We start from the raw sequence: 16,803 nt of genomic DNA, 5'->3' as shown, positions 1-16,803 counted from the left end.
CATTTATTATAATGAGTTGATTAAATTTGATATGTAGTGGTTTTCCGCATCCAAGTAAAATATGTGACATACTTCACCCGACGCCAGTTTTTACTACTACATTTATCTATAAGAAGGTCATAATAGCCAGGTGTTTCTTTCACATACTCAATGATGATATCCAAACTACGCCCTTTCTTAGCACTGAGTTGCCTTACTCTCTCTTGTTTCCAGGCATGCTATAGCTTTGCTCAAGACTCAGTCCCAATTCGTGTCGGAGTGTTGGCATTTACTCATCCAGAGAACGTAGAAAAGCGCTGGCAACCGACAATAGATAGAATCGCAGCAGACTTAAACACGCCTTTTGAATTGGTCGCATTGACACCGAGCGAATTAGACGCCGATGTTGCACAGGGAAAATTAGATTTTTTAATCACTAATGCGTTAACCGGTGTTAGCTATAAAAAAGACTTTGGGACAAGTAGTCTTCTCACACTGGTTCCTCGAGGTAATAAGCACCCTACGCAATCGGTAGGCTCAGCATTGATCATGCGGGCGCACGAGCAAGTTGATAATCTAGATGATTTAAAGACCCTCAGAGCAATTTCAACTGATAAACAAGCATTCGGTGGCTTTCAAATTTTTGCCGGCGAAATGGCCCATAACGGTTTAAATCCCTTCAATGATTTTAAACAGTTGAATTTTGTTGGGTTTCCCCAGCAAAAGTTATTGTCACTGATAGTTGACGGTAAAGCTGATATAGCAATTCTGCCCACTTGTGTGCTTGAGAATGCGATATTAAAAGGCGAGATTGCGGCTAAGGCCCTGCAAGTCGTGCTCGCTAAAGACGCACCTAGCTTTCAATGTCAAACCTCAAGCGAGCTATATCCCTATTACTCTTTTTCCAAACTTGGCAAGACAGATCATCGCTTAGCAACTGAAGTCGTACGCTCGTTACTTTCAATAAAACCCATAGATCATGCAGCAACACAAGGCCGCTATGACTCGTGGTCTGCCACGGTAAACGATAGCCATGTTTTTAAACTGCTGAAACAGTTACAGCAATGGCCATTTGTCACCAATTGGACCTCTATTTTTAAGAGTGCACTGCCCTGGGCTGTTGTCGCCGCAATAATTTTGTTATTCGGTTATATTCATCACCTTAGAGTAAAGCGACTTGTAGTGCTGCGCACACGAGATCTTAAGGCAGAAGTTGAACTACACACTCAAACACAAAAAGCCCTACTAGAGCAAACAAAGCAGTTTTATAAGGCTCAACGCGTCTTGTTGACTGGTGAAATGGCGTCAGGCATCGCCCATGAACTTAATCAACCCTTAGCAGGGATCCGTTATCTCACTCAGGGTTGTATTTATCGCCTGTCTGATGATCAAGTCGAGCTTAAAGAGGCCATGAATAAAGCCATTCAGCAGGTCGATAGGGCTCAATCGACCATTAAGCGCTTTAGGCACTTCTGCCAACAACCTAGTGTGATGACCGAGTGTTGTTTAAATCAGGTTTTAGAAGATACGCTCAGCCTAATGGCCGCCGAGTTTTCCCGAATACAGCTGACTCCAGACTTAAATAGCCTAGTGGTTAGCCTTAAAGCCGATCCGAGTCTTTTACAACAAGTATTCGTTAATATTATTCGTAATGCACTCGATGCCATGGCTCAAACTAAGGAGCCTTGTCTATCTATAACGCTCTCTAAGCAAGCTGAGCAGGCTTCTATTGTATTTAAAGATAATGGCACTGGTTTAAGCGAAACAGCCCTAGAACGGTTATTCTTCCCTTTTGAAACATCAAAAGAGAACGGCTTAGGTCTTGGGATGATTATCTGTAAAAGGATCATCGAAGAACATGACGGCGAGATCATCGCAGCTAACAATAACCTTGAAGGCTCGGCCGCTCCAGGTTTGACCATAACAATAACCCTACCTATTAAGGGGCCTCAAATTGTGTAACTTATATCTAGTCGACGACGATCAAGCGGTATTAGACTCTTTGACTTGGATGTTAAATGGGCTTGGCTTCCAACCCCAAGGATTCCTGTCCGCCGACAGTTTCTTAAATCAAGTCAATCTTCACAATGAAGGCATTGCAGTCTTAGATGTACAGATGCCAGGTATGGATGGTAGCGCGCTACTGTCACTCCTCACTAAGGCTCAAAGTCCTATCGCTGTGATCATGTTGAGTGGCCATGGCAATATTGCTATGGCGGTACAAGCGATTCAAAGAGGGGCTTTAGACTTTCTTGAAAAGCCCGTAGATGGTGACAAGCTTGTCGTGCTACTTGAGCAGGCCAAAACCCAAACAAAGCTTAACATGCAGCGTAAACTAGCACGTGAAGCGCTAAGCGATAAGCTTGAAGCACTGACTCCTAGAGAGCATGAAGTGATGGAAAAGGTACTAGAGGGTAAGCTCAATAAAGTGATTGCTGCCGAGCTTAATATTGCACAGCGAACTCTAGAATTACACCGTCAGAAAGTGATGCAAAAAATGCAGGTCAGTAACGTTGCCGAATTGGCTTTTTTGATGGGTAAGAGTACCGAATAGTCGGTTCACTCCTTAATAAGTCACTTATGCGATACGACTACTTGGGCTGCGCCTAAATTGAGCCCAGCGGGCGCAGAACTCCCAACCTTTGTCTTGGCAAACTAGCCCTGCGCTATAACGGCTTTTGGCCAAGAGTTCACTGTTAGCCGTATCTAAGGTATTGGCCGGCATTGTAGAAGCAGAGCATAAGGCTAATAAAACAAAAAACACAGACCTAAACGAGCAAATCAAACTTAAATAAACCAAAACCTTACTTAAAGCCATCCATTGCCCTTACCTATCTGCTATCGAACATTAAGCATAACGTATATAACAACAGATTCAACGTCTTGATTTACTAGATTATCTATTTCTTCTTTTTCCGATTGTAAACTCTTCTGTTCCTAGTTCTTGTTATTAGAAACCTTTTGATAGGCATCGAAGTATTCTTGCTTAAGCTGGGATAAAGCCGACTCTTCACGTTTATTACGGCTACGACCGTGTAAGGAAGACTCGACAAAGAACGCAAACCAGGACTCTAGCACCGCAGCATTTTGTACTTCACCCGCCGCTGACAAGGCTAATGAAGCTACCTCTGCTGTGCCAAGTTGGAAATCACGCGCCCCTTTTCTAAGTGCATAGGATGCGGTTGATTCAGGTGAGAATGAAAAAAGTGGAAATTGATGCAGATACTCACTCTTTCTAAACATTTTAATCGCTTCACGCCAGCTTCCATCAAGCAAAATAAGCAGTGGCTTCTTGCCTGGTGCCAACATAGATGGCTCAACACGCTCAACCACAGCCTGCCCCTCAACGGCATATTCCGACGGGAAAATAACATAAGGCTGATAGCTTGGATCATTGATTATCTCAAGCATTTTACGGTTAGGCTGACTACGACACCAAATAAATGCATGGGTGTCTGGAATAATATCGGCGATCAAGCGACCACTATTACTCGGTTTTAACACCTCGTCATCATACATGATGAGCATAAAAGCCAGCTCACTATCGACTTGCTTGCGATAACGGCAGGTGCAGAGCTTTTCTGCTAACAGGCAAGATTGGCAGCGTATAACATTCTTGCCTCTAGCGGTAAAAGGCCGAGAAGAGATCGCTTTTCTGTATTCATACAGGCGATGAATCGCATGCTTTGGCAAAGTCATTTTAGCTAAAACCTAATAGTGTCTATGTGAAATTATAACTATCTGAGTGGATAAGTTTTAAAAAGAAAAAGCCTACTCATCGGCAGGCTTTTAATCGTTAGTCAATCGACATACTTAAAGTATACGTCTTAACAGAAAATCTGCTTTCAAACGCTTAATTCGCTTCATGATCTTACGCACTGGCGCAGGATAATTATTTAGCGTTTCAATCTGGCTATAATGAAACAGACGCTCAGTATGTTCAAGAATGTGCGCTTGTTCTTGCTCAAACTTCTCTTTCCAGCATTCATTATCGTCTTGCAATAATAAGCCATTTTCCAAATCTAACGCCCAAGCTCTTGGGTTTAGATTGCTGCCAGTGATCATATGGCGATTACTGTCGGCGCTGATCCCTTTTAAATGGAAGCTGTTACGGCCATCTTTCCATAGATGAATGTTTAACTGACCATTCTCAATCGCCCATTGCTGGCGTTTTGCAAATTTTCTAAGCGACTGCTCATACATATAAGGCAGTGCGCCAATGGTAGAGAACTCTTCCTCTGGTGGAATGTAAAAATCGTTTGAGGTTTTATCACCCACAACGATATCTATCTTCTTACCATTACGCAGATGCTTAGCTAATGCTCGAACTAAGATATAGGGCGGATTAAAATAGGGAGTGCAAATAAAGAGTGAGTTTTGAGACTCCTCTACCATTGCTACAATCACCCTGTTTAACTTGTTTTTCTTACGCCCAAGACCCACTAACGGCGTAACGCGATTGCCAATTCGAGTCTCAGTATATTTATACTCAGCTTTTGATAAGCGATGCTTGAGGCTGCTAACCTCTGCTTTGGTTGGCAGCTGCTCGGTTTCTTTAGGCTGAGTCAAAGAGCTAACTGCAACATCATTAACCAAATAAGTTTGGATCATTTCACGCATACTGCGAGCAAGCTCTGCAGATTCAATCACATGATAACGGTCAAAACGATACTTATCATCTTGGTGAAGATAGATGTTATTTAAGCTTGCGCCACTAAAGATAACAGTGTCATCAATAATGAAGCCCTTAAGGTGCAGCACGCCCATAAACTCACGGGACTTAACCGGTACCCCTAAAATATCGATAGGGTGCTCTGCAGCCTCAATGACCTTGCGATACATAAAGTAATTGCCACTGTCACCTTTATGGCCAATAAGACCACGACGGGCACGATGAAAATCAACAAGCACTTTGACATCGAGTTGAGGGTTCTGGTTTTTCGCCGCTATCAAAGCGGCAATAATTTCTCTACCTGCTTCGTCATCTTCTAAATAGAGTGCTGCGATATAGATAGAATGCGTTGCAGTTGCAATTCGAGATAACAATTCAGCTTTTAACGCTTTAGGCGTTAATAGCCATGAAAGCGAATCTGGTTGTAGCGGTATGCCACCTAGCTTACTCAGCAAGGCTCTCTCCTTAATAGTGCTGACCATCTTTATAATAAGTGCTCGGTTCAAGCTCTCTAAACATGACAATCACATGTTTTAGCCCCGGATAAACCTTTAGTAAGGCTTCACGGATAACCGTTTGTGCACGATGGTGTGTTTCGGGATCTTTTGGAAACCATAACACCTCGACTTGAGCAATATCTTTGATCTGATCGCCATCACGATAACTATTGCTATTTATCCAATCGAGAATGAAAGACTCTGGTTTTGCCTGACAGATATCGGCTAATGCCTTGAGTAGGTCGATACTCAGTGTGGCAACTGCCGCTTCAGGTATTCCGCTAACTCTTATATGTGGCATAAAGATCCTCCTAGATAAGGGCATAGAAATTACCGATTTAAGTCTCTTTGAGCAAGGTTTTTCTGTTAATAACCCTCTCTAGAGCCAGTTTTAGCTGGGTTCTTGCGCTGTTCGCCAAAATAGTAGTCAGAAAATGCTGACTCTATCTATATCAATTTTTATATTTAAACAGGCTTAGTTTGCCAAAAGCGTCACTGATAAATGGACACGCTTTTGCTAATATGGTGCTAGTTATTACGCTTTGGACAACTTGATGAATATTAAGACACTGGTAACCCTAATGGTCGTGCTGCTAGGCGCATGGAGTATATTTCACTTTAAAGCCCAGTTGGGGATTTTAGTATTACCGCTATTTTTTGGACTGGTTTTATTTGTCACTTTTAGGCTGTATCGCCTGATGGAGAAAGACGATCTCAATAGCCCAGACTAATGCTCAGTATTGGCTCACTTAGTTGCCGATTGAGTTTTGCCAATTGAGTTTGCCAATTGAGTTTTGCCGATTGAGTTTTGCCGATTGAGTTTTGCTAATTAAGCTTGTTGATTGAGTTTGCTCGTTCAGCTCTCTTTATTTGCTGGCCACACATATCTTTACACATAGAACAAGGGCTCACTTTTGCATAAACGCGTTATTGCCTCCACTCTTAGCCTGATGCTGTTTGTAACCCCAGTGCTGGCTAATGATTACTTAACTAACATAGTCAAAATAATTGAACCTAAGACTTCTCAAACAGCCATAATTGTCAGCCCTCTTGATAACAATGCCAAAGATTTAAAGGCTGATGTAGGATTTCGTAAGGACGCAGAGCGTCTATTTGTCCCTGCTAGTACAATGAAGTTGTTAACAGCCGTTGCAGCAACCAAGGCATTAGGCAGGGACTTTAGCTTTACAACACAGATAGATTCTTTTGTCGGGATTAAAAACAATCGTATTGAGGGAGATTTATTCCTCAGGTTCGATGGCGATCCAACACTTACAACAAACGATCTAAGACAGTTATTTAAGCTGCTTCAGAAACAAGGCTTAAAACATATCGAGGGGAATCTCTATTTAGTTGGCGATCAGCAAGAGACTCTACAGGCACCTGGTTGGGTTTGGGATGACTTGGGGATCTGTTATGCTGCGCCAGTTTCCCGCTATATCCTTAATCAAAACTGTGTAAAAGCCAAGTTAGCACCAACCCTTGCCGATAATCAGTCAAAATTGACATTTAGCCAATTCGAACCCATTTCCATCACAAATACTGCTGTTTTCGACAAAGTCGATGACATTCCTTTTTGCGAATTAAGCTTACAACGTCACTCTAATAATCAGTTTGCGTTATCGGGTTGCTACGCTGGCCAAAAACCGTTAAAACTCTCGATAGCCATCTCTGACCCAGCCCTTTATGCGCAAAATAGCCTAACGAATATGCTGGAGAACTTAGGGATCAGTATCAACGGCAATGTACTGCTAACCAGTAAAAGACCTGCCAATACATTGTTGCTTGCGCAGCACAAATCTAAGCCCCTTTCCGATCTGACTGATACCATGTTGTTAAAATCAGATAACTTAATCGCAGACAGCCTGCTAAAGCGTCTAGGGCAGCATATTTACGGAGTGCCGGGCTCCTTTATTAACGGAAGCACGGCAATGAAGCAGATCTTAACCGATCAAGGCATCGATCTATCCAGTGCCAATATCGTCGATGGTTCTGGTTTATCTCGTTATAACCTACTCAGCGCCCAGCAACTTAGCCAAGTACTGCTACTTATCAAACAAGATAAACAACTTAACTTCTTAATCGATCAACTGCCTATCGCAGGTAAAACTGGGACACTAGCTTATCGTAGTGGCTACACAAGCTTGCCTCTTAAAGGAATTGTGTTGGCAAAAACAGGCTCAATGATGGGAGTGGCGAATTTAGCGGGCTTTATTAAACAAGATGGACAATTAACCCAAGCGTTTGTGATCTTAGAAAATGGACATAGTCCTTCGGTCAAAAAAACCGAAGTCGCACCTTTTAACGTGTTATTTTTACAGTCTATGCTTCAAAAAAGTCAACCCTAGTTAAACGGACATACAAACTAGACCAAATTATCTTCAAGTTTTAATAACAAATAAAAACGCCACTTTAAAAGTGGCGTTTTTATTTGCAGGACTAGCTTATCGCAAAGTCTGCTTAGAATAGCTCGGCATCCATCTGCATGATAGAAGCATCACCCATGCTAACCTGTGATAAATGGAAATCTGCTTTAGCTATTAACTTGTCAAAATAGAAACGATTAAGGTGCGATTTTTGCTGTTTAAAATTATCATCATCGTGATCATTAGCCGCATTAACCATTGCTAACCAGAAGCAACCATAAAGACTATAACCGAAGGCATCCAAATAATCGACGGCACAAGCGTTAATCAGGGCTGGATGCGATAGTTTGTTTTCGTTAACCTGTTTTGCAACCACGAGTAGTTGCTCTAACAATCCTAGTATCCGAGTTTTATCTGCGTCACTAACATGTTGATATCCATTGATGTTAGCCACTTGCTCAGTAATAAATTCTGACAGTGCGGTTACATTGTCTCCTGTGACTTTACGGCCGAGGAAATCAATCGCTTGAATACCGTTAGTGCCTTCATAGATCTGAGCAATACGGGTATCACGGACTAGCTGTTCGATCCCCGTTTCGCGAATGTAACCATGTCCACCAAACACTTGCTGGGCCATGATGGCAGCGTCAAGCCCGCGATCACTTAAGAAGGCTTTTGAAACAGGTGTGAGCAGTCCCATAAAGCGGCTAGCCTTAGCTTTAACATCGGGGTCCTCTGAGTACTTAGCTAAATCCAATTGCTGACCGGTATAGACAGATAATGCACGCCCTGCCTCAGTCAAGGTTCTAATCGTTAATAGCATACGTCTAACATCGCCATGGACTAGGATTGGATCGCAGTTAGCCCCCGTTGGAGAACCACCCGCTGCAACGCCCTGCACTCGCTCTTTCGCATAATCAGCCGCCATTTGATATGCTGCTTGTGAAGTACCTAGCCCCTGAATACCAATGGCTAAACGTTCATAGTTCATCATGGTAAACATACACACTAGACCGCGGTTCGGTTTACCAATCAGGTAACCCTCAGCATCATCGAAGTTCATTACACAAGTTGCCGAGCCCTTAAGCCCCATCTTGTGTTCAATAGAACCCACTGTCACGCCATTAGCATCACCTAAACTATTATCTGCATTCACCTTAATTTTTGGCACTAGGAACAATGAAATGCCGTTGGTGTTTGGTAACTTAGCCAATACTAAGTGAATCACATTTTCTGTTAAATCATGATCGCCACCTGTAATGAAAATCTTACTACCTGTGATCTTGTAGCTACCATCTTCATTAGGCACAGCCTTGGTGCGGATGTTACGTAGATCCGAACCCGCTTGTGGCTCAGTCATATCCATGGCTCCAGCCCACTCACCGCTATACATCATAGGCAGATACTGCTCTTTGATTTCCTCACTGCCATGAGCATGAATAGCCAGCGCAGCACCTGCAGTTAATGAGCCGTACAGCGTAAATGCATTACAAGCGCTGTATGCCATCTCATCAACAAGCACGCCCAGCATCTTCGGCATTCCCATGCCTCCAAATTCTGGATCGCCACATAAACCTACCCAGCCACCCTCTGCATATTGGTCATAAACTGCTTTATAACCATCAGGTGTGATCACCTTATCAGCTTCGTGACGTACACCTTGCTCATCACCACTGCGGTTAATAGGATGGATTAGCTCTCGGCTAATCTTGTCAGCTTCATCTAAAATAGCCGCAGCAGTATCCATATCAACAGTCTCTGCCATTGCAGGCATTTCAGACCAAGTTTTTGGTGCATCAAAGACTTTTTCAAGTAAGAAGCGCATCTCAGCTAACGGGGCGTTATACGGGTTCATATAGGGCTCTTAAACAATAGATTTAAACAGTTGTTTCAAATCTATCAGAAGTAGCTGCAAATGACACCCTTTTCACGATAAATCTTTTAGTAAAACCAACATCTGCATCTAAGTTATTTCCTTCAATCAAAATTTCTCTTCTGCCTACTTAGGCACAATAACTACAGCAAGTTACTTCCACCTTGTATTGCAGCTGTAGAGTTAAGCTTTAGCGATCTGATAGGGAAGTATCATTCAATTTTAATACTATATCTTTGCAATCATTGACTAATATTTAATTGTCAGTTTCAACTAATATCACTCTTTTGCTATGGGGCCAACATGATCACTGCGTATTGCTATGAACATCACCAAGTCACTGCTACAACTATCAATATTAAAGAGTCTTTACCTGAAACAGCATTATGGCTGGATATATATCAACCCATTGAGGCTGAAAGGTTATGGTTATCCAGCTTTTCCTCCGCTGAGGTGCCCGATAGGGAAGATAGAAATGAAATTGAGGCTTCTTCGCGCTTTTACCAAAACAAAGATGGTTTACACGTAAACTCCTTATTTAGTCAAAAGTCTGGCCAGACGCTAAGCTCAGTTAATATTTACTTTAATCTTAGAAAGCAGTTATTGATCACCATTCGAGATGATAATGAACGATTATTAGACTCATTATTGACCAGTCTGCAAAAAGAACCCACTCCACAGATCACACCACTGCAATTGTTCATTCAGCTCTTCAAAATGAAAGTTGACCATCTAGCCGATCTTATTGAAGAGATCTATAGCACTCTGGAAAATGTTGGCCATGAAATATTTGAAAAAGATCATATTGATAAGGTGTTTAAACTGATCACAAACAGGGAAGACACCAATGGAAAGATCCGCCTAAACCTACTCGATACTCAACGTGCGCTGAATTACATACTGCGTGATAACCAAATTGAACTGACTAACGATGAGGCAAAAGATATTAATAATATGCTATCTGACATTGCATCGTTAATACCACATACTCAGTTTATTTTTGAAAAAATCAACTTTTTAATGGATGCCGCCATGGGTTTTACCGGTTTGCAGCAGAATAAAATTAGCAAAATTTTTTCTATCACGGCAATAGTTTTTCTCCCGCCAACATTAATAGCAAGTACCTATGGTATGAACTTTGAGAATATACCAGAGGTACATTGGCACTATGGTTATCCATGGTCCATAGCACTAATGTTCGCCAGTGCAGCAGCCACATTTGGTTTTTTCAAATTAAAGCGCTGGTTATAGTCATACTAGACATTTCGTTGCCAGTCGACTTTGTTGACAGGCTCGAGGGAATGACTATAGGCGATAACGAATATAGTGGTGTTATAAGCTAGTACGATTACTGTATGAAAATACATGCAACAAGGCAAACTAGTTTAAGAAGAGGCAAAAAAAAAGCCATAATGAGTTGATCATTACGGCTTTAAACGTCACTGTTTAACAGAATAGTGGTTACCACATTAGATCATCAGGAATAACATAATCTGCGTATGGATCATCTTCCTCAACGACCTCAGTACTGTCTTCCTGAGACCAAAGATAGCCTACCCACTCTGGTACTAGTAAGTTAACCCGCTCAGCTAACTTATGCGGCACAAGATAACTAACTTCTTCATGACGAATAATACCTAGATGGCCATTAAGCAATTCGCCCTGAATCTTTTCATTTACGTATAATGAAAAGATCTTATTCTCAAAGGTATAGTTAAACTTAATTTCAGCATCTCTCGGTGCTGAAATTGCAAACCTTTTAAACTCAGTAACCAGTCCACGTACTAGGCCTTTTTCGCTTGCTGCTGCAAAGCGTTGCTCATTTAATTGTTTGTCTTTTTCAATCTGAGCTTGTTTCTTCGCGGCTATCTCTTTCTTAAGCGCCTCAGAGCCATCATCGACCTTAGCTTTTCTATCACGACGCTTTTGAGTTTTAGTGTCACGAACTTTTTGTTTACTTACTAAACCAGCTTTAAGAAGCTGCTCTTGAAATGGGTTTGCCATATCTAAAAATCTCTAAATTAACGATTACTCTAATTGTACTGAACTTTTATTCGTATCTTACTTAGTTGCGTCTAGCTAATTGGCCGATCTCGGCGATTGCAGAACCAGCCCCACCTAATGACCAACCACCATCAACTGGCAACACAGTGCCTGTGATATACGAGGCCATATCTGAAGCGAGAAATAGGGCCGCGTTGGCAATGTCTTCACAACGCCCATTACGTTTTAATGGAACGCCTTGCGCAACGTGAGCCTGCAGCTCTTCTGATGGGGCTAACCGATTAAAGCCTTCGGTTCCCGCTATAGGACCTGGGACAATTGAATTTATCCTGATCCCTTTGCGTCCCCATTCTATTGCTAATGTTTTAGTTAACATATCAACGCCCGCTTTAGCAGCGCACACATGAACTTGCATAGGCATAGGTACAAACGCCTGTGGTGCAGAGATCTGTATAATCGCTCCACCAGTGTCACTCATTAATGGATAAGCCTGCTTAAGCACCTGAAAACTGCCTAAGAGATCGATATCCATTACCGACTTAAAACCATTTTCGGAAAGCTTTTCAGCAGTTGACGGAAAATTACCGGCGGCGCCACTCACTAAAACATCGATAGTTGAGAAGGCATCACTAATAGTAGCAAAGCCCTTTGATAAGGCCTCAAGATCCCTGACATCAAAGCAAACACCTAAGTGTTCTCCATTAGGGTTTGCTTGTTTTAATAACTCTACAGCGGCATCTACTTTTTCGACGGAGCGGCTCGCCACAGCAACATTCGCTCCGGCTTGAGAGAAGTGAACGGCAATAGCAAGATTAATCCCGCTAGTACCACCTACAACGACAACATTCTTTCCTTGATAGCTAAACATTGTAACTTCTCCCTTAGAATTAGATTTTTTAAGCAGTCATGCGAATATAAATCTAACCTACTAGGCAATACTCAATTAAGCAATCGTTTGGTGTATCGCCTGTAATGCTTTTAATGGGTCAGCCGCTTTGGTAATTGGGCGGCCAATCACCAAGTAATCTGAACCTGCAGTTAACGCTTGTGATGGCGTCATTACGCGGTGCTGATCACCTTTGTCACTGCCTTCAGGACGTATACCTGGCGTAATCAGCTTAAAATCTTGACCAAATTTGGCTTTCAAAAGTGCAGATTCCTGAGCTGAACAAACAACACCATCTAGGCCTGCTTGTTTAGTCAGGGCAGCTAAACGCAATACATGTTCAGATGCCGGTACATTAATACCCAGTAGCTTAAGTTCGTCGTCGCTCATAGATGTCAGCACTGTTACTGCGATCAGTAACGGAGCTTTATCGCCGTATGGCTCAAGAGCACGCTTAGCCGCTTCCATCATTGCCAGACCACCAGTTGCATGGATATTTGTCATCCAAACGCCCAGCTCTGCAGCTGCTGCAACCGCTTTAGCTACCGTATTCGGGATATCGTGGAATTTAAGATCAAGGAACAATTCAAATCCGCGGTTGTGGATATCTGTGACTAATTGCGGCCCAAACAAAGTGAACATCTCTTTGCCGACTTTTAATCGACACATCTCTGGATCTAATTGATCAATAAGCTGCAAAGCATCATTTTTATTATCATAGTCTAGGGCAACTAAAATAGGCTTGTCAGTCATTCTTTCTCCAATCGCTTTGCGGTGTAGGTTTTACTGTTTTTGTTGATAAACCAGAAGCTCTAACGGTTACTCTCCGTCTAGACCTCTGATCCTTTTAATGCTGCCCCAATGCTTACAGGAGGGGCAATGCCAATATAATCTGTGTGATGGGAAGCCACATTCTCGGCAGCGATACCCTGGTCGATATTTAATTTGTTGTTCTACAAGCTGCTCTAGCATCGATAAGCTCTTCTTTGCCTGCCCTTCTTCCGCTTGCAGTAATTGCATCTTCATTAGGTGCTGAAAGCTCTTCATGGTTGGGTGTCTTATTAGACCTTCCATAATTAACTTCTCTGCATCCTTCGGGTGGCCTTGCTCAATCATGTGCTGAGCAAGGGTAATGGTGACGCTTGCACCAGCCCCCTTTTCAATCGCCTCTCTAAGTAGCTCTTGATAACCCGTACTGTCGTTTGTCAGCAAGTATGCTTCTTTAGCAATGGCCAAGGCATCCGGTACTAGGTCGATATCCGTTGTTAGCAGTTTTTCAATGGCTTGTTTACAAGACTTGAATTCTTCTTGTTTCAAATATTGCTCAGCGAGCGTTAATAAGGCACGAGCACACTGGCTATCTTGTTTAATCGCTAACTGTAAATTCTTAAGCTTAAGCGCATCATCTTCGGCTTCGTTTGCCAACTCACAATAAAAATGGGCGCTGTCGTGTTTAAGTTCATGCTGACGCTTACGCTTGAGCTTTTTGATAATATCGATGGCTTTCTGCCAATCTTTAGTCACTTGGTATATCGCAATCAGTTGAGTCTCAGATTCTTCGCTGTGGTCATCTTGATTGACCAAATTGATAAAGATCTCTTCTGCACGATCATAAAAACCAGCAGCGAGATAATCTTTGCCAAGCTCCATCATAGCAATGTCTCTTTGCTCTGTGGTTAGACTCGGTCTAGCAATTAAGTTTTGATGAATGCGGATCGAGCGGTCTACTTCACCGCGCTTACGAAATAGTGAGCCTAGAGAAAGATGGGTATCGATAGTATCGTCATCGACATCAAGCATACTGATAAACAGATCGACGGCTTTATCTGACTCATTAGACAACAGAAAGTTAAGCCCAGTAAAATAGTCTCGGCTCAGCTGTTTTCGCTGATTTGTCTGCTTTTGTCTGACACTTCTGCGTCCCATATACCAACCGTAACCGGCTGCTATTGGAAGAAGCAGAAACAGGATTTCTAACATATTAAGCGTCTACTTCTTTGTCAGTGCTTTTCACTGCCACCAATTTTGACTGCTCTTGCTTGTCTTCATATACAGACAGTTTTTTGTTTGCACGACGTAAAGACAATTTAAGGCCTGCGATATGGTACATGGCAAATATCCAGCTCACCAAGAAACCAGCCATAAAAACAAAAGCTAAGACTACTGGTAATCTAAATTCACCCTGAGCAACAAAATAACTTATGGTGACGACCTGCTCGTTACGGGCACCAAAGATAAGCGCTAAGAAAAAAAACGCAGCGACTAAAAAAGCAATGATAAATGACTTCACGTTTTGCTCCATGAACGCGTATGTGACGTTTAATTATCTAAGAAAAAGAGAGAACTAGCTAGTGATACCTAAGTTTTAGGTATAAAAAAGCCTCCTAATGGAGGCTTTTAATACAATGTAAATTACGTGTTGATTGCATCTACACGTTCGCGCAGTTCTTTGCCTGGCTTAAAGTGCGGAACGTACTTGCCTTCCAATTCAACTGAAGTACCAGTCTTTGGGTTACGGCCAGTGCGTGGTGCACGATAATGAAGTGAGAAACTACCAAATCCACGGATCTCTATTCGATCTCCCGTTTCCAATGTATCAGCCATTTGCTCTAACATTTCTTTGATAGCGGCTTCCACTTCTTTCGCAGACAGCTGCGACTGCCTAGTGGCAAGTTTTTCGATTAGTTCGGATTTAGTCATCCTATACCCTCTATTATCAAGCCAAACACAGTCACCTTTTAGGGGTGCAAGCACCCCTGAACTTCAAGGCGATTATTTACGAGCTGCTTTAAACGCTTCAGCCATTGCACTGCTCATCACAGCGTCTTCCTGGCTGTTCAAGCTAGCCATTGCTTCTTTCTCTTCAGCTTCATCTTTCGCACGGATAGATAGGCTGATAGTGCGGTTCTTACGATCCACACCCATGAACTTAGATTCGACTTTGTCACCTACAGAGTAAACTGTTGATGCATCTTCGATGCGCTCACGAGAGATATCTGAAACGCGAAGGTAACCTTCAACAGTCTCAGCTAGTTCAATTGTAACACCTTTTGCGTCAACTGCAGTAACAACACCATTTACTACAACACCTTTCTTCTTGTCAGCAAGGTATGCGTTGAATGGATCGTCTTCAGTTTGCTTAACGCCTAAGCTGATACGCTCACGCTCTGGGTCTACTGAAAGAACTACAGCGTGGATTTCGTCGCCTTTCTTGTATTCAGCAACTGCGTCTTCGCCAGTACCGTTCCAAGAGATGTCAGAAAGGTGAACTAGACCGTCGATGCCGCCGTCAAGACCGATGAAGATACCGAAGTCAGTGATTGACTTGATCTTACCAGAAACCTTGTCGCCCTTGTTGAAACGCTCTGCGAAATCATCCCATGGGTTAGTCTTACATTGCTTAAGACCTAGAGAGATACGACGACGCTCTTCATCGATGTCAAGAACTAGAACTTCAACTTCATCACCTAGGTTAACAACCTTAGATGGGTGGATGTTCTTGTTAGTCCAATCCATTTCAGAAACGTGAACAAGACCTTCAACGCCTTCTTCGATTTCAACGAAACAACCGTAGTCAGTTAGGTTAGTTACGCGACCAGTCAAACGTGTGTTTTCTGGGTAGCGCTTGCTGATTTCTAACCATGGATCTTCGCCAAGTTGCTTAAGACCTAGTGATACGCGTGTACGCTCACGGTCATACTTAAGAACTTTAACGTTGATTTCGTCACCAACATTAACGATTTCAGATGGGTGCTTAACACGCTTCCAAGCCATATCAGTGATATGTAGAAGACCGTCAACACCACCAAGATCAACGAATGCACCGTAGTCAGTAAGGTTCTTAACGATACCCTTAACTGATTGACCTTCTTGAAGGTTCTCAAGAAGAGCATCACGCTCTGCGCTGCTTTCAGATTCGATAACTGCACGACGAGAAACAACAACGTTGTTACGCTTCTGGTCAAGCTTGATAACTTTGAATTCTAATTCTTTGTTTTCTAGGTGAGCTGTGTCGCGAACTGGGCGAACGTCAACTAGAGAACCTGGTAGGAATGCACGGATACCGTTTAATTCAACAGTGAAACCGCCTTTAACCTTACCATTGATGATACCGATTACAGTTTCAGCATCTTCGTACGCTTTTTCTAGAACGATCCAAGCTTCGTGACGCTTAGCTTTCTCACGAGAAAGTTGAGTTTCACCGAAACCATCTTCAACAGAGTCAAGAGCTACGTCAACTTCATCACCAACAGCAACTTCTAGAGCGCCTTGAGCGTTCTTGAATTGTTCAGCTGGGATTGGGCTTTCAGACTTAAGACCTGCGTCAACTAGTACCATACCGTTTTCGATGGCAACAACTACACCACGTACGATAGAACCAGGACGGAATTCAAGTTCATTAAGGGATTGTTCAAATAGATCAGCAAAAGATTCAGTCATGTTTAAGTTACTTTCTTTAATAAACCACGGACCATCCTGGACGTGGAGTCAGTATAATAATTTGCCTCATCCTTGGGGCAAATGGT

General features: G+C 42.6%; 17 protein-coding genes. 5 read left to right on the top strand and 12 right to left on the bottom strand.

Annotated features, from left to right (window positions below):
• Positions 1-150 precede the first annotated feature (150 nt).
• Both SPEA_RS10935 and SPEA_RS10930 read left to right on the top strand, forming a co-directional pair.
• Positions 151-1,941 (top strand): sensor histidine kinase, encoded by a 1,791-nt coding sequence (locus SPEA_RS10935; protein ID WP_012155325.1) that lies wholly within the window; start codon positions 151-153, stop codon positions 1,939-1,941.
• Positions 1,934-2,533: a response regulator transcription factor gene (locus SPEA_RS10930; protein ID WP_012155324.1), complete on the top strand. Its 600-nt coding sequence runs from the start codon at positions 1,934-1,936 to the stop codon at positions 2,531-2,533. The genes SPEA_RS10935 and SPEA_RS10930 overlap by 8 nt, the downstream gene beginning before the upstream one ends.
• A 24-nt stretch (positions 2,534-2,557) precedes the next feature.
• On the opposite strand, the gene SPEA_RS23260 is transcribed toward SPEA_RS10930, so the two are convergent.
• From SPEA_RS23260 to SPEA_RS10910, 4 genes are all read right to left on the bottom strand, one after another.
• Complete coding sequence (locus SPEA_RS23260) at positions 2,558-2,704, bottom strand: hypothetical protein (protein WP_190272102.1); 147 nt, start codon at positions 2,702-2,704, stop codon at positions 2,558-2,560.
• A gap of 212 nt (positions 2,705-2,916) precedes the next feature.
• Positions 2,917-3,678 carry a tRNA-uridine aminocarboxypropyltransferase gene (locus tag SPEA_RS10920; protein WP_012155322.1) on the bottom strand — a complete coding sequence of 254 codons (762 nt, stop codon included), beginning with the start codon at positions 3,676-3,678 and terminating at the stop codon, positions 2,917-2,919.
• A gap of 114 nt (positions 3,679-3,792) precedes the next feature.
• Positions 3,793-5,106 (bottom strand): CDP-diacylglycerol--serine O-phosphatidyltransferase, encoded by a 1,314-nt coding sequence (gene pssA / locus SPEA_RS10915; protein ID WP_263053345.1) that lies wholly within the window; start codon positions 5,104-5,106, stop codon positions 3,793-3,795.
• Positions 5,107-5,116: 10 nt separating this feature from the next.
• On the bottom strand, positions 5,117-5,449 hold the full coding sequence (locus SPEA_RS10910) for a DUF1904 family protein (RefSeq protein ID WP_012155320.1): 333 nt from the start codon (positions 5,447-5,449) through the stop codon (positions 5,117-5,119).
• Between the two features lie 253 nt (positions 5,450-5,702).
• On the opposite strand from SPEA_RS10910, the gene SPEA_RS22965 reads away from it, so the two are divergent.
• The gene (locus SPEA_RS22965; protein WP_012155319.1) at positions 5,703-5,879 is read left to right on the top strand and encodes a hypothetical protein; all 177 of its coding nucleotides are present in this window, start codon (positions 5,703-5,705) and stop codon (positions 5,877-5,879) included.
• A gap of 183 nt (positions 5,880-6,062) precedes the next feature.
• The gene (gene dacB / locus SPEA_RS10905) at positions 6,063-7,496 is read left to right on the top strand and encodes a D-alanyl-D-alanine carboxypeptidase/D-alanyl-D-alanine endopeptidase (RefSeq protein WP_150102221.1); all 1,434 of its coding nucleotides are present in this window, start codon (positions 6,063-6,065) and stop codon (positions 7,494-7,496) included.
• 112 nt (positions 7,497-7,608) lie between these two features.
• Here dacB and SPEA_RS10900 read toward each other — a convergent pair whose 3' ends face one another.
• The gene (locus SPEA_RS10900) at positions 7,609-9,369 is read right to left on the bottom strand and encodes an acyl-CoA dehydrogenase family protein (protein WP_012155317.1); all 1,761 of its coding nucleotides are present in this window, start codon (positions 9,367-9,369) and stop codon (positions 7,609-7,611) included.
• Between the two features lie 321 nt (positions 9,370-9,690).
• On the opposite strand from SPEA_RS10900, the gene corA reads away from it, so the two are divergent.
• Complete coding sequence (gene corA / locus SPEA_RS10895) at positions 9,691-10,638, top strand: magnesium/cobalt transporter CorA (RefSeq protein ID WP_012155316.1); 948 nt, start codon at positions 9,691-9,693, stop codon at positions 10,636-10,638.
• A 210-nt stretch (positions 10,639-10,848) separates the two neighbouring features.
• Here corA and SPEA_RS10890 read toward each other — a convergent pair whose 3' ends face one another.
• The 7 genes from SPEA_RS10890 to rpsA form a co-directional block, all read right to left on the bottom strand.
• The gene (locus SPEA_RS10890) at positions 10,849-11,391 is read right to left on the bottom strand and encodes a DUF2058 domain-containing protein (RefSeq protein ID WP_012155315.1); all 543 of its coding nucleotides are present in this window, start codon (positions 11,389-11,391) and stop codon (positions 10,849-10,851) included.
• 61 nt (positions 11,392-11,452) lie between these two features.
• Positions 11,453-12,259, bottom strand: a complete 807-nt coding sequence (locus SPEA_RS10885; protein ID WP_012155314.1) for an SDR family oxidoreductase — start codon at positions 12,257-12,259, stop codon at positions 11,453-11,455.
• Between the two features lie 75 nt (positions 12,260-12,334).
• Positions 12,335-13,030, bottom strand: coding sequence for an orotidine-5'-phosphate decarboxylase (gene pyrF / locus SPEA_RS10880; RefSeq protein WP_012155313.1), 696 nt, complete (start codon positions 13,028-13,030; stop codon positions 12,335-12,337).
• Positions 13,031-13,096: 66 nt separating this feature from the next.
• The gene (gene lapB, locus SPEA_RS10875; RefSeq protein WP_012155312.1) at positions 13,097-14,257 is read right to left on the bottom strand and encodes a lipopolysaccharide assembly protein LapB; all 1,161 of its coding nucleotides are present in this window, start codon (positions 14,255-14,257) and stop codon (positions 13,097-13,099) included.
• A gap of 1 nt (position 14,258) precedes the next feature.
• Positions 14,259-14,567 carry a LapA family protein gene (locus SPEA_RS10870; RefSeq protein ID WP_049767966.1) on the bottom strand — a complete coding sequence of 103 codons (309 nt, stop codon included), beginning with the start codon at positions 14,565-14,567 and terminating at the stop codon, positions 14,259-14,261.
• Between the two features lie 122 nt (positions 14,568-14,689).
• Positions 14,690-14,977, bottom strand: coding sequence for an integration host factor subunit beta (gene ihfB / locus SPEA_RS10865; RefSeq protein WP_012155310.1), 288 nt, complete (start codon positions 14,975-14,977; stop codon positions 14,690-14,692).
• A gap of 72 nt (positions 14,978-15,049) precedes the next feature.
• The gene (rpsA, locus tag SPEA_RS10860; protein WP_012155309.1) at positions 15,050-16,717 is read right to left on the bottom strand and encodes a 30S ribosomal protein S1; all 1,668 of its coding nucleotides are present in this window, start codon (positions 16,715-16,717) and stop codon (positions 15,050-15,052) included.
• Positions 16,718-16,803: the final 86 nt, after the last annotated feature.

The organism is Shewanella pealeana ATCC 700345, from assembly GCF_000018285.1.
Taxonomy (GTDB): domain Bacteria; phylum Pseudomonadota; class Gammaproteobacteria; order Enterobacterales; family Shewanellaceae; genus Shewanella; species Shewanella pealeana.
Note: the sequence above shows the minus strand (reverse complement) of the source record. Positions and strands in the feature narration are given on the sequence as shown.

What these genes read in the sequence shown, in the direction of transcription:
- pyrF (WP_012155313.1), bottom strand. Translation starts at nt 13,030, where the DNA reads ATGACTGACAAGCCTATTTTAGTTGCCCTAGACTATGATAATAAAAAT.
- SPEA_RS10920 (WP_012155322.1), bottom strand. Translation starts at nt 3,678, where the DNA reads ATGACTTTGCCAAAGCATGCGATTCATCGCCTGTATGAATACAGAAAA.
- ihfB (WP_012155310.1), bottom strand. Translation starts at nt 14,977, where the DNA reads ATGACTAAATCCGAACTAATCGAAAAACTTGCCACTAGGCAGTCGCAG.
- lapB (WP_012155312.1), bottom strand. Translation starts at nt 14,257, where the DNA reads ATGTTAGAAATCCTGTTTCTGCTTCTTCCAATAGCAGCCGGTTACGGT.
- SPEA_RS10900 (WP_012155317.1), bottom strand. Translation starts at nt 9,369, where the DNA reads ATGAACCCGTATAACGCCCCGTTAGCTGAGATGCGCTTCTTACTTGAA.
- SPEA_RS23260 (WP_190272102.1), bottom strand. Translation starts at nt 2,704, where the DNA reads ATGCCGGCCAATACCTTAGATACGGCTAACAGTGAACTCTTGGCCAAA.
- SPEA_RS10935 (WP_012155325.1), top strand. Translation starts at nt 151, where the DNA reads ATGATGATATCCAAACTACGCCCTTTCTTAGCACTGAGTTGCCTTACT.
- SPEA_RS10885 (WP_012155314.1), bottom strand. Translation starts at nt 12,259, where the DNA reads ATGTTTAGCTATCAAGGAAAGAATGTTGTCGTTGTAGGTGGTACTAGC.
- corA (WP_012155316.1), top strand. Translation starts at nt 9,691, where the DNA reads ATGATCACTGCGTATTGCTATGAACATCACCAAGTCACTGCTACAACT.
- SPEA_RS10910 (WP_012155320.1), bottom strand. Translation starts at nt 5,449, where the DNA reads ATGCCACATATAAGAGTTAGCGGAATACCTGAAGCGGCAGTTGCCACA.
- SPEA_RS22965 (WP_012155319.1), top strand. Translation starts at nt 5,703, where the DNA reads ATGAATATTAAGACACTGGTAACCCTAATGGTCGTGCTGCTAGGCGCA.
- rpsA (WP_012155309.1), bottom strand. Translation starts at nt 16,717, where the DNA reads ATGACTGAATCTTTTGCTGATCTATTTGAACAATCCCTTAATGAACTT.
- SPEA_RS10890 (WP_012155315.1), bottom strand. Translation starts at nt 11,391, where the DNA reads ATGGCAAACCCATTTCAAGAGCAGCTTCTTAAAGCTGGTTTAGTAAGT.